12 protein-coding genes are annotated in these 12297 nt (G+C 70.9%); 3 read left to right on the top strand and 9 right to left on the bottom strand.

Annotated features, from left to right (window positions below; genetic code table 11):
* Positions 1 to 32: 32 nt before the first annotated feature.
* The 6 genes from EV186_RS09475 to EV186_RS09450 form a co-directional block, all read right to left on the bottom strand.
* Positions 33 to 392 (bottom strand): hypothetical protein, encoded by a 360-nt coding sequence (locus tag EV186_RS09475; RefSeq protein ID WP_133848608.1) that lies wholly within the window; start codon positions 390 to 392, stop codon positions 33 to 35.
* A 57-nt stretch (positions 393 to 449) separates the two neighbouring features.
* On the bottom strand, positions 450 to 842 hold the full coding sequence (locus EV186_RS09470; RefSeq protein WP_133848607.1) for a cytidine deaminase: 393 nt from the start codon (positions 840 to 842) through the stop codon (positions 450 to 452).
* Positions 839 to 2098 carry an ABC transporter permease gene (locus tag EV186_RS09465; protein ID WP_133848606.1) on the bottom strand — a complete coding sequence of 420 codons (1260 nt, stop codon included), beginning with the start codon at positions 2096 to 2098 and terminating at the stop codon, positions 839 to 841. The genes EV186_RS09470 and EV186_RS09465 overlap by 4 nt, the downstream gene beginning before the upstream one ends.
* Entirely contained in the window at positions 2095 to 3243 is a 1149-nt protein-coding gene (locus EV186_RS09460; RefSeq protein ID WP_133848605.1) for an ABC transporter permease, read from the bottom strand. Before EV186_RS09460 ends, EV186_RS09465 begins: the two co-directional genes overlap by 4 nt.
* Positions 3243 to 4826: an ABC transporter ATP-binding protein gene (locus EV186_RS09455; RefSeq protein WP_133848604.1), complete on the bottom strand. Its 1584-nt coding sequence runs from the start codon at positions 4824 to 4826 to the stop codon at positions 3243 to 3245. The genes EV186_RS09460 and EV186_RS09455 overlap by 1 nt, the downstream gene beginning before the upstream one ends.
* 75 nt (positions 4827 to 4901) lie before the next feature.
* The gene (locus EV186_RS09450; protein ID WP_133848603.1) at positions 4902 to 5981 is read right to left on the bottom strand and encodes a BMP family lipoprotein; all 1080 of its coding nucleotides are present in this window, start codon (positions 5979 to 5981) and stop codon (positions 4902 to 4904) included.
* A 236-nt stretch (positions 5982 to 6217) separates the two neighbouring features.
* Between EV186_RS09450 and EV186_RS09445 the strand changes: the two genes are divergently transcribed.
* Genes EV186_RS09445 through EV186_RS09435 form a run of 3 tightly spaced genes read left to right on the top strand, consistent with a single transcriptional unit; the run spans position 6218 to position 9737 of the window.
* Positions 6218 to 7417 (top strand): AAA family ATPase, encoded by a 1200-nt coding sequence (locus EV186_RS09445; RefSeq protein WP_133848602.1) that lies wholly within the window; start codon positions 6218 to 6220, stop codon positions 7415 to 7417.
* Positions 7417 to 8565, top strand: coding sequence for a tetratricopeptide repeat protein (locus EV186_RS09440; RefSeq protein ID WP_166659069.1), 1149 nt, complete (start codon positions 7417 to 7419; stop codon positions 8563 to 8565). Before EV186_RS09445 ends, EV186_RS09440 begins: the two co-directional genes overlap by 1 nt.
* Positions 8562 to 9737, top strand: coding sequence for a tetratricopeptide repeat protein (locus tag EV186_RS09435; protein WP_133848600.1), 1176 nt, complete (start codon positions 8562 to 8564; stop codon positions 9735 to 9737). Before EV186_RS09440 ends, EV186_RS09435 begins: the two co-directional genes overlap by 4 nt.
* Here the strand turns inward: EV186_RS09435 and EV186_RS09430 are convergent.
* The 3 genes from EV186_RS09430 to EV186_RS09420 are packed head-to-tail and all read right to left on the bottom strand — an operon-like array spanning position 9734 to position 12296.
* On the bottom strand, positions 9734 to 10078 hold the full coding sequence (locus tag EV186_RS09430) for a hypothetical protein (protein WP_243753893.1): 345 nt from the start codon (positions 10076 to 10078) through the stop codon (positions 9734 to 9736). The two genes, EV186_RS09435 and EV186_RS09430, sit on opposite strands and share 4 nt — an antisense overlap.
* Entirely contained in the window at positions 10075 to 11010 is a 936-nt protein-coding gene (locus EV186_RS09425; RefSeq protein ID WP_133848599.1) for a hypothetical protein, read from the bottom strand. Before EV186_RS09425 ends, EV186_RS09430 begins: the two co-directional genes overlap by 4 nt.
* Entirely contained in the window at positions 11007 to 12296 is a 1290-nt protein-coding gene (locus tag EV186_RS09420; protein ID WP_133848598.1) for a hypothetical protein, read from the bottom strand. The genes EV186_RS09425 and EV186_RS09420 overlap by 4 nt, the downstream gene beginning before the upstream one ends.
* Position 12297: the final 1 nt, after the last annotated feature.

Genomic DNA, 12297 nt, shown 5'->3' with positions numbered 1-12297 from the left:
TGAGTCGGAGCCGGGACGGCTAACTCGACACCTCACGCGGCGATCAGGGCCGGCGCGGGCACGCGACGCGACGCCGTCAGGCTCGCGCGGCACGCGGCGATCAGCCGGGCCGACGCGGCGCTGACGCCGCCACCGCACCCGGGGCAGGACATGGTGACGTCACCGGTCAGCTCGTCGACGGCCACGGTCAGCTCCCGCGCGCACCCGCGGCACCACCGGTGGCGCGTCACCTGGTTCACGTGCAGCGACGAGGAAACGCACTGGTGGATCCAGCGCCCGTGCACCGCACAGGTCCGCCGGTCGTCCGGCGCGAGCAGGCCTGCGTCCTCGGCCAGGTCCTCTTCGACCATCCGCCGACTCAACGCTGTCGGCAACGCGATCACGGTGCTCATTGGGTCCTCCTCGGCTTCTACACGTGCGTCGAAGCCGAGGGGTTCGAATCGACATGCCTAAGGCAGATTTTCCGGACCGAACGCGTCCGGCAGCACCTGGCTCATGGGCAGCGGGCCGCGTGGTGTGTCCACAAGACACCTGGGCCCGCCGAGCTCGAACAAGATCTGGCGGCACCGCCCGCACGGCATCAGCAACTCGGCCTCACCGCTGCGGCACGCCACCGCGACCAGCCGGCCGCCGCCGGTCAGCCGCAGCTGTCCGGCCAGCGCGCACTCCGCGCACAGGCCGACGCCGTAGGCCGCGTTCTCGACGTTGCAACCGGTGATCACCCGGCCGTCGTCGACCAGCGCGGCGGCACCGACCTGCAGCCCCGAGTAGGGGCAGTAGGCCAGCGCCGCCGCCGTGACGGCCGCGGACCGCAGGGCGGTCCAGTCGGGTTCGAGGGTCATCCACCCTCACCACGGCGGTACGGCACACCATCGGCCTTGGGCGGACGCAACCGCTGCGAGGCCAGCGCCAGCACGAGGATCGTCACCACGTACGGTGCGGCGCCGACCAGCTCGGCCGGGATCTTGTCGGTGGTGGCGAACCAGAACACCAGCACCGCGCCGATCACCAGCGCGACCCCGCTGACCACCAGGTGCCGGTTGCGGAACTGCACGACCGCCAGCACCAGCAACGCGATGCCCAGCAGCAGCACCAGGGCGTGCACCGCCGACTCACCACGCAGCTGCATCGCGTCGGTGTAGCCGAACAGGCCCGCACCGGTGGTCAGGCCACCCGCGCGCCAGTTGCCGAAGATCATGGCGGCGAGGCCGATGAAGCCGCGGCCCCCGGTCTGGCCGTCGTTGAACCGGCCCGAGTTGATCGCGAGGATCGCGCCGCCCAGGCCGACGACCGCACCGGAGATGACGACGGCGGCGTACTTGTAGCGGTAGACGTTCACGCCCAGCGACTCGGCGGCGATCGGCGCCTCACCGCAGGAGCGCAACCGCAGACCGAACGGCGTGCGGCGCAGCACGTACCAGCTCGCGATGATCAGCAGCGCGGCGAGCACGGTCAGCAGCGAGAGGTTCGTCGTGATGCCCCGCAGCAAACCCGCGAGGTCGGAGACGAAGAACCACTCCTTCTTCTCGATGGTGCCCAGCCCGTCGGACACCCCGGGGATGGTGATGTGGGCGACATCGCCGGTCGGCGGCGACTGCTTCTGCCCACCGCCGGGCGCGTCCGAGAAGTACAGCTTGGACAGGTAGAGCGCGAGCCCCGGCGCCAGCAGGTTGATCGCCACACCGGAGATGATGTGGTCGACGCCGAAGGTCACCGTGGCGACCGCGTGCAGCAGGCCGCCGATCGCGCCGAGCAGCAGGCCGAAGAACACCGCGGCCCAGGCGCCCCACTGGTAACCGGCGAAGCCCGCGCCCCACGTGCCGAGCACCATCATGCCCTCGAGGCCGATGTTGATCACGCCCGCGCGTTCGGCCCACATGCCGGACAGACCGGCGAGCGCGATCGGCACGGCCGCGGTCAGCGCCGCGGCCACCGTGCCCGACGAGGTCAGGTCGGTCGCCCCGGTCATGGTCCGCACCGCGGCCAGCACGAGGAACGCCAGCACCACGACGATCAGGTAGGTCACGGGCGTGATCCGCTTGCGCCGCACGGGAGCCGCGGTCGCCTCTGCCCCCACAGTCAGTCCCCCGGCGGTCATGCCGGCACCTCCTCGGCGTCCGCGTTCACCGGGGCTTTGGTGGTGCCCAGCGCGCGCCCGACGTCGCGTTGTTCCAGCCGCACGCGGTAACGGCGGACCAGTTCGTAGGCCACGACCACGGACAGCACGATGACGCCCTGCATGATCGCGACGATCTCCTTGGGCACGCCCGCCACGTCCAGCGAGTTCGCCGTGTTGTCCAGCAGGCCCCACAGCAGCGCGGCCACCCCCATGCCGAGCGGGTGGTTGCGGCCCAGCAGCGCGACCGCGATGCCGGTGAAGCCGACCGTGGACGGGAAGTTCTGCGACGAGTACGTGTAGATGTCGCCGAGCAACGCCGGCATGCCGACCAGCCCCGCGGCCGCACCGGAGAGCAGCAACGAGTAGACGACCATCCGCTTGACGCTCACGCCGCTGGCCACCGCGGCCTCCTCGGACAGGCCGGTGGCCTTCAGCTCGAAGCCGAACCTGGTGCGCGACAACACGAACCAGTACGCGAGGCCCACGAGCACGGCCAGGAAGACCAAGCCGTAGATCTTCGACCCGGTGCCCGGGTAGGACAGGCCGTCGACCTGGCCGCCCACGTCGATCTTGGCCGTGCGGGTGTCGTTGCCGCTCGGGTCGACCGCGCCCATCCGGTCCGGGCTGAGCAGGAACGTGATCAGGCTGGTCGCGATGGCGTTCAGCATGATCGTCGAGATGACCTCGCTGACGCCGCGGGTCACCTTGAGCAGGGCCGCGAGCCCGGCCCACGCCGCACCGACCAGCATGGCGGCGATCAGCGTGAGCGCGATCCGCAGGAACGACGGCGCGCCGACCATCCAGCTCGCGCTGGCCAGCGCCGCCGCGACCATGGCGGCCAGCTGGTACTGGCCGTTGACGCCGATGTTGAACAACCGCATCCGGAAGCCGATGGCGACCGCGACGGCGGCGAGGTAGTACGTCGTCGCGCTGTTCAGCGAGTTGACGAACGTGCGCGGGCCGAGCCTCGGCTTGGTCAGCGAGTCGACCATCGCGTCCATGGTGTCGATCGGGCTGTGCCCGGTGACGCCCAGGATGACCGAGCAGACCAGCGCGGCGAAGATCAGCGCGCCGATCGGCGCGGCGAGCCCGAGCAGGATCGAACGCGGGGAGAACCTGCCCATCACGCCACCTCCCCATTCCCAGTGGACACTTCGCCTGCGGCGCCGGTCATCGCCGAGCCGAGCTGCTCGGGGGTGACGGTCTTCGGGTCGTACTCGGCGACGAGCTTGCCGCGCAGGATCACGCGCAGGCTGTCGGACATGCCGATCAGCTCGTCGAGGTCGGCGGAGATCAGCAGCACGGCCAGCTCGTTCGCCCGTGCCTGGCGGATGTGTTCCCAGATGGCGGCCTGCGCGCCGACGTCGACACCGCGGGTGGGGTGCGACGCGATCAGCAGCACCGGCTCGCCGCTCATCTCCCGGCCGACGATCAGCTTCTGCTGGTTGCCGCCGGACAGGGCGGCCGCGGCCACCTCGATGCCCGGGGTGCGCACGTCGTACTCGGCGACGATGCGCTCGGTGTCCTTGCGCGCGCCCGCGCGGTTGAGCAGCGGGCCGCGCACGTTCGGCGGCCGGGTCTGGTGACCGAGGATCCGGTTCTCCCACAACGTGCCTTCGAGCAGCACGCCCTGGCGGTGGCGGTCCTCGGGGATGTAGCCGATGCCCCGCTCGCGCCGCTTGCGGGTGGGCATCCTGGTGATGTCCAGGGCACCGAGCCGCACCGAGCCGTGGGCCAGCGCGCGGATGCCCATCAGCGCCTCGACCAGTTCGGCCTGGCCGTTGCCCTCGACGCCCGCGATGCCCAGCACCTCACCGGCGTGGATGGTGAAGCTCAGGTCGTTGAGCACCGTCCGGCCGTCGGCGGCGGTGACCGTCAGCCCGTCGACGGTGAGCACCGGGCGGTCGGTGACCGTGGACTCGCGCAGCTCCGGCACGGGCAGGGCGCTGCCCACCATCAGCTCGGCGAGCTGGCGGGAGTTGACCTCGCTCGGCACGACACTGGCCACCGTGGTGCCCCGGCGCATCACCGTGATGTCGTCGGCGACGGAGAGCACCTCGTCGAGCTTGTGCGAGATGAAGAGGATGGTCAGGCCCTCGGCCTTGAGGTCACGCAGGTTGTCGAAGAGCTCCTCGACCTCCTGCGGCACGAGCACCGCGGTCGGCTCGTCGAGGATCAGCGTGCGTGCGCCCCGGAAGAGCACCTTCAGGATCTCCACCCGCTGGCGGGCGCCGACGCCGAGCTCGTCGACCAGCACGTCCGGCTCGATGCCCAGGCCGTAGGTGGTGGACAGCTCGCTGATCTTGCGCCGGGCCGCGGCGAAGTCGAGGCCCAGACCGGATCTCGGCTCCGCGCCGAGCACGACGTTCTCCAGCACGGTCAGGTTGTCGGCGAGCATGAAGTGCTGGTGCACCATGCCGATTCCGACCTCGATGGCGTCCGCCGGGGAGTGGAACACGACCTCCCGGCCGTCCACCGCGATGGTGCCCTCGTCGGGGCGCTGCATCCCGTAGAGGATCTTCATCAGGGTGGACTTGCCCGCGCCGTTCTCGCCGACAAGGGCGTGCACGGTGCCTGCCCGCACCGAGATGTTCACGTCCGAGTTGGCGACGACGCCGGGGAACCGCTTGGTGATCCCGGTCAGCTCGACCGCGAGCGGGGCGGTGGCCCCGTCCGTGGCGGCTTCGGTTGGCTCGTGGGTTGACACTGCCGCATCCTCGTAGATGGGACAGGCCCGGGGCGCTTGTCCCCGGGCCTGTCTCGGTTGGCCTTCAGCTCTCGGTCAGACCTTGGCCGGAACCTTGATCTCACCCGACACGATCTTGGCCTTGTACTCTTCCAACTTGGTCTTGATGTCATCGATCTTGCCGCCGCTGGTGGCGTACTCGATGCCACCCGCCTTGAGGTCGTAGACCTTGTTGCCCGCGGCGAACTTGCCGTCGTGCACCGAGGTCACGAAGTCGGTGACCGCGAGGTCGACGCGCTTGACCATGGACGTCATGATCACGTCCTTGACGCTGGCCAGCGCCGGCAGGTTGTACTGGTCGGAGTCGACGCCGATGCCCAGCTTGCCCTTGGCCTTGGCCGCCTTGAACACACCGGAACCGGAACCACCGGCCGCCGCGTAGACGATGTCGGCGCCCGCGTCGAACATGCCGTTCGCGGCCGTCTCGCCCTTGCCCGGGTCGTTGAAGCCACCGAAGTCCGGCGGCTGGGTCAGGTACTTGACCTGGACCTTGACGCTCGGGTCCACGGCCTTCGCACCAGCCGTGTAGCCCGCCTCGAACTTCTTGATCAGCGGCGTGTTCACGCCACCGACGAAGCCGACGTTGTGGGTCTTGGACTTGAGCGCCGCCGCGGCGCCGACCAGGAAGGAGCCCTCGTTCTCGGCGAAGGTCAGGTTCGCGATGTTGTCACCGGTGTCGGTGCCCTCGGTGAAGTCGTCGATGATCGCGAAGTGGATCTCCGGGTAGTCCTTCGCGACCTTGCCGATCGACTCGCTGTAAGCGAAGCCCACCGCGATGATCGGGTTGTACCCGCCATCGGCCAGCTGGCGCAGCCGGTCTTCCTTCTGCGCCGGGGACTCACCAGCGGTGGCCTCGAGCTCCTTGACGTCCAGGCCGTACTGCGCCTTGACCTTGTCAAGACCGCGGGCGGCCGAGTCGTTGAACGACTGGTCGCCACGACCACCGATGTCGTAGGCCATGCCGACCTTCATCTTGGGTCCGGCCGCGGAGGTTCCGCCGCCCGATCCGGGCGTCGCGGTGTTGCCGCTGTCGTCTCCGCTGCCGCCACACGCGGCCAGGGTCAGGCCTACCGCGAGCAACCCGGCGGCGAGTCGCAATCCTCGCACTCGGCGCAAGGCGTTCTCCTTCCAACTTCTCGTCCAGGTGTCACCCGAACGCACGTGTCCGCGAGACCGTACTCCGACGTCAAGGTTTCGACCCCGGCAGATGCCACCACGTAACCGAATCGTTTGCGCGGCGGACGGACGGTGATCGAACTGGGACCGGCCGTGATCGACTGTGATTGCCCCAGGTCAGCGCGCCGTGGCCGTTGAACGCCCCCTATCCTGCTTGTGACCTGGGGAGAGATGTGATGGCCGAAGACGCCTTGCTGGTGAGCCTGCGTGCCGCGGTGACCGCCGCGCCCGATGACGTTCCGTTGCGATTGCACCTCGCGCGCCTGCTGATCGAGGCCGACCAACGCGACGCCGCGGTCGCCGAGATCGCGCAGGCGCTGCGGGTGGACCCGACCTCAGTGGACGCGCGCGAGCTGATGACCAGCGCACTCGGCGTCCCCGCCGCGGCGCCACCGCCCGAGAAGCACGGCTTCGACTGGCAGGCGGCCGAGAGCCAGGTCGACAACATCGTCGCGCCCCGCTTCGTCGACGGCGCGCAGGAGAAGACCGAGGAACCGGCCTACGACACCGAGCGGCCGGCGGTCACCCTGGCCGACGTGGGCGGCATGGAAGAGGTGAAGGAACGGCTGAACGCCGCGTTCCTCGCCCCGATGCGCAACCCCGAACTGTCCAAGTTGTACGGCAAGAGCCTGCGTGGTGGCCTGCTGCTGTACGGGCCGCCCGGCTGCGGCAAGACGTTCATCGCCCGGGCGCTGGCCGGGGAGATCGGCGCGAGCTTCATCGCGGTGGGCATCGCCGAGGTGCTCGACATGTACATCGGCCAGTCCGAGCGCAACCTCGCCGAACTGTTCGCGCAGGCCCGCCGCAAGGCGCCGTGCGTGCTGTTCTTCGACGAGGTGGACGCACTCGGCCAGCGCCGCACCCAGACGCACTCGGGTGGCATGCGGGCCACGGTGAACCAGCTGCTGATGGAGCTCGACAACGTGCAGGCGAGCAACGACGGCGTCTTCGTGCTGGCCGCGACCAACCAGCCGTGGGACGTGGACACCGCGTTGCGCCGGCCCGGCCGGTTCGACCGGACCGTGCTGGTGCTGCCGCCGGACGAGCCCGCGCGCGAGGCCATCCTGCGCTACCACCTCAAGGAGCGGCCGATCGAGTCGATCGACGTCGCCGCACTCGCACGGCGCACCGACGGCTTCTCCGGCGCCGACCTCGCGCACCTCTGCGAGTCCACCGCCGAGCGCGCGCTGATGGATTCCGCGCGCACCGGCAACGTCCGCATGATCGGCATGGCCGACTTCGACGCGGTGCTCGAGGACGTGAAGCCGTCGACCGGGCCGTGGTTCGACGCGGCCCGCAGCGTCGCGATGTTCGCCAACGAGGGCGGCGCCTACGACGAGCTCGCCGCCTACCTGCGCGCGCACCGGATGTTGTAGTGCCCGGCGATCCAGTCGACCGGGCACACACGTTGCTCGACCTGGGCCGTCCCGAAGAGGCCGAACGGATGGTCCGGGAGGTGCTGGCGTCCGACCCGGACGACCCGCACGCGGTCGCGGTGCTGGCGTTGTGCGTGCACCGGCTCGGCCGCTACGACGAGCTGGTGGCGATCAGCGAGCGGCTGATCGCGCTGGACCCGGACTCGTTCGTGGGCTACGCGATGCTGTCCAGCGGGCTGGGCAACGACCGGCGGTTCGCCGAGGCCGTCGAACCGGCGCGCACCGCGGTGCGGCTGCGTCCGGACGACGCGTCGGTGCAGGCCGGGCTGGCCGAGGCCCTCGCCATGACCGGCCAGGGTGCCGAGGCGGTGCGAGCCGCGGTCGAGGCGGTGCGGCTGGCGCCCGACGACCCCGGCGTCATGGAGATCTGGGGCTTCGTGCTGGCCAAGACCGAGCGCTGGGGCGAAGCGGTCGCGCCCCTCGCCGCGGCCGTCGGCAAGGACCCGCTCAACGCGCAGCACCGGTTCCGGCTCGGCTGCGTGTTGTTGCGGCTGGGGCGCTACGACGAGGTGCGCGAGCAGTGGTCGGCGATGCTGGCCGCCGAGCCGTCGGAACGCAACGTCCGCTGGGTGCACGACGAGTTGGTGACCGAACTGGTGCCGGCGCCGCTCGCCGGGCTGTTCCAGCAGGCGTGCCTGGCGTTGCACGGCGAGGAACTGGACATCCCCGCGGTGCGCGAATACGCGTTGGGGCGGCTGCTCGAGGAGAACCCGGCGGCCGCGCACCGGGTCGTGGAGCGGCTCACCTCCCCGGACGCGCTCCTCTTGCGTGCGCTCGTCCGCAAGCACGACGGCGAACACGAAGAAGCGGCGGAGCTGTTGGTGCGCGCGCACGCCGAGGGCTGCCGGTCGGACGCGCTCTACCAGGCGGCCATGGTGTCGTGCTTGCGGGCCGGGGCGTTCGCCGACGGTGCGCGGCTGGCCGAGGAGGCGGTCGGGCTGTTCCCCGATGTGCCCGCGTACCTGTGGTTTCACGCGAAGTACCTGCTCGCCCTGGGCGAGGTCGAGGCGGCGCGCCCGCTCGCCGCCCGGTACGCGCGGCTGGAGCCGGGCGCGGAAGCCGACGAACTGGTTGCGGAGCTGGGATGAACGACGACGAGTTCGCCAAGGCGGGCGCGCTGTACGACCTCGGGCGGTACGACGAGGCCGAGGAACGCCTGCGGGCCCTGCTGGCGGTGACCCCCGACGACGTGGGCACGCTGGACGTGCTGGCGTTGATCCTCTTGCACGGCAACCGGTGGAGCGAGCTGGCCGCCATCGGCGCCGAACTGATGCGCGTGGCGCCGGAGTACGCGCGTGGCCCCATGTTCCGGGCCATCGCGACGGCCAACCTCGGGCAGGTCGGGCCGGCAGTCGAGTTCGGCCGGCTCGCGGCCCGGCTCGCCCCGGACGACCCGATCGTCATCGGTCAGTTCGCCGAGCTCCTGGTCGCCGCGGAGCTGCACGAAGAGGCCGCGGCCGCCATCGGCCGGGCCCTCGAGCTCGCGCCCGGGCAAGCGAGCCTGCACCGCATGCACGCACGCGCGTTGCGCGCCGCGCACCGCCTGGACGACGCGCGGGCGGCCGCGCAGGAAGCCGTGGCCCTCGACCCGATGCACCCGGACAGCCACCTGGTGCTGGGGGATGTGCTGGCACGCCAGGGAAAGCTCGCGGACGCGGAGCAGGAGTTCGTGGCGGCGCTGCGCCAGGACCCGTCGGCGGAGAACCTCGAGGCGGTGGTGCGGACCCTGGCCGACACCGGGATCCCCGCCCAGCTGGAACCGTTGCTGGCGCGGATCGCGGCCGCGATGGGCCTGTCGATGCCGGACGACGTGGCCGAGCTGCGCGCCGACGTGGCCCGCGTGATGCGCGACGCCGAACGCTACGAGGAGGCCTTCGCGCTGGCGAGTTCGGTGCTGCGCGGTGGTTACCACGACCTGCGGGCGTATTCGGCGGCGTTGACCAGTGCGTGGCACCTCGAGAAGTACGAGGAGGGTCTGGCCCTGGCGCTCGACGCGCGGGCGCGATTCCCCGGGACACCGCCGTTGTTGTGGCTCCACTCGCTGTTCCTGCTGGCCCTGTCGCGGCTGGAGGAGTGCGTGGCCGTGGCCCGCGCCTACGTGGCCCTGGCTCCGGACGCGGCCGACGGGTACACCGTGCTCGGCCGAGCGCTGCTCGATCTCGGCCGCCGCGACGACGCCCTCGAGGCCATCACCGAAGGCCTGCGCCTCGACCCGGACGACGAACAACTGCGGGAGTACTTGACCGAAGCCAAGGGCTAGAAGGGTTTGCCCATCTTCTCGTAGGCGTCCTTGACTAGACCGAGCCCTTGCTCCGCCGTCGCCTGGGCCAGCGTGAAGTCCTTTTCGGACCGTGCACGGGCCAGCATCGCGCCCGTGGTGTTCCAGCGTTCGCGGGCTTGGGCGAGCAGGTCGGCCGCGTCGGCGTCGGCGGCCGCGGGCAGGTCCTCCACGTAGAAGCCCAGCTTGCTGTACGCCGCCCGCGCGGCGATGGCTTCGTCGTTGCCGGCGAGGCGCCGCCGCCGGGACCGGCCGACCAGCGGCAGCAACGCCCCCGCCACCAGGATCACCACCACGATGGCCACGACCACGCCCGTCGTCACTTCACCAACTCCTCGAGCTCGCGGACCTGGGTCTCCGTCTCGTCGTTCGGGCCGTCCTGCTCGAACTGCTGCAACGCCAGCAGGTACCGGCGCGCGACCTCGGCCTGGTGGGCCGCGTCGTCCGCGCCGCGCGGCTTGTCCGGCCGCAAAACATTGTCGGCCAGGCGGTTCAGCCGCGCGGTCATCGCGACGGTGCGGCTGTCGTTCGCCGCGCGGAGGTCCTGGCGTCGCCGCACCAGGCGGACGACGAGCTGCAGCAAGGCGAACACGGCGATCACCGCGACGATCAGGCCCACGATGGCCAGGACGATCTGCCGGGTCTGCAACGCCGAGGCCGTCGGTGGCGCCGGTGGCACGATCGCCCGCCGCGGCACGAACTCGGGGTACTTCTTGGCCGCCTGCGCGTCGAAGGCGAGGACGTACTCCTCGATCTGCGGGGTCAGGTTCGTGGCGGTCGCCCGGTACTCCCACGCCGTCTCGGCGGCAACGGTCAGGCCCAGGTCGAAGTCGTCGGCGTCCACCGGGTTGGTCGGGTTCGAGAACTCCGGCCCCATGCAGATGCTGGAGCCGTACTCGCGGGAGTCCTGCGCGAAGACCATCACGATGTTCGTCGGCGTGGCGTCCGCGACGTCCTCGCACAGGTTCTGCCGTTCCAGGCTCATGTTCTCGTGCGGCAAGGGCGTGCGGTCGAGCACGGCGACGACGATCGGGCGGTCGCCGATGACGTGGCGGGCCCGCGCCACGTCGACCAGCGGCGGCGCGCCGGGCGCGGCGTAGACCGACGTCGTGCGCAGGCCTTCGATGATCGGACCGACCAACGGCGACGGCACGTGCTCGGGCTTCGGCGGGTTGGCGAAGAACAGGTAGGACAACAGGATGCCCACGGCGAGGCCACCGACGAGCCAGCGCGGCAGTCCGAGGATGCGCTTCACCGGTCCGCCGTCTCGACGAGCATGTGCAGTCCCTCGTCGGCGACCTTCCCGACCTCCCGCATGGCCGCCGCCGTGAGCGCCTGGCCGTAGAGGGTGTGCGCGGTCGACTGCCGCTCGGCCACCGCCGGGTCGACCCGCCCGCCCGCGTCCTCGACGGCGAGCAGCTTCGCGTCCAGGTCACCGATCCGGGCGAACGTGCGGGCCCGCTCGCGGCGCATCGCCGTCTTCTCCTCGGCGTCCGCGCGGGCCGTGCGCAGCCGCCGGAAGACCAGGCCGGAGCCGGTCAGCACGATCGCGGCGCCGAGCAACGCCCACGGCGCCGCGTTGCTGATCGTGCGGCGCACGTCGTAGGGCACCGGCTTGGGCTGCGACGCCGGCTGCGGGCGGCCGAACGGCTTGCGCTGCGTCAGCTCGAAGTAGCGACCGGCGACGGTGCTCATCCGGTCGGCCATCACCATGCCGTCGGTGAACGACGAGTACTGGTAGCGGCCGTAGGCGTAGTCGCGGGCGGACGTGAGCAGCGCCTGGTTCGGCCCCTTGACCTCCAGCCAGTCGCCCTGGCCGACCATGACCACGGAGCCGGGGAACCGCTTGGCCAGCGCGGGGGCGTAGTCGACGAACGGCTCGCCGGGCGTGAGCAGCGGCAGGGCGGCGACCCGCAGGTCGTGGCCGACCGCCTTGCGTGCCGTGGCGAACAGGTCGGGCGTGAACTGGACGAGGGGGTCGTCGACGCCGGGGGCGTTGTAGATGGGGTTCGCCCGCAGCTTGGCGGTCAGGGCGTCGAGCTGGGCGGCTGTCGGTGCCATGACCTGGTACGGCGGGTACGGGATCGGGGCGTTGTGGTTCTTGAACCAGGCCATCGACCCGAGGACCGGCCCGGTGACCTCGTGGTACGCGGTCTGCTCCCGCAGGTCGGCGAGCGACGTGGGACCGGTGGTCACCGCACCGTTGGACACCTGGATCCCCTCGACATAGGTCAGCTCGAGGTGGTTCTTCGTGGCCCAGTCGTCGAGTGGCGTGTAGATGTCCTTGTAGAACTGGTCGCCGGACATCTCCTTCGACCGCCAGGGCATGACCAGCAGCCGGCTGGCCGGCCCCATGGTCCCGCGCACGGCGTCGAGGTCGATCCGCGCCACCGAGCCGGGCGCCACGTAGATCGGCTGGTGCCCGAGCGCCGCGATGGCCGCCCCCACGTCGAACTTCGGCGGTGCCGGCTCGGCCGCGGCGGGCACGGGCGTGAGGCCGAGCAGCGCAACGACCACGGCCAACCGGAGCAACACACGCACG

The sequence above is a fragment of the Labedaea rhizosphaerae genome (genome assembly GCF_004362825.1).
In the GTDB taxonomy this organism is placed as follows: domain Bacteria; phylum Actinomycetota; class Actinomycetes; order Mycobacteriales; family Pseudonocardiaceae; genus Labedaea; species Labedaea rhizosphaerae.
This window is presented reverse-complemented; position numbering and strand designations above follow the sequence as displayed.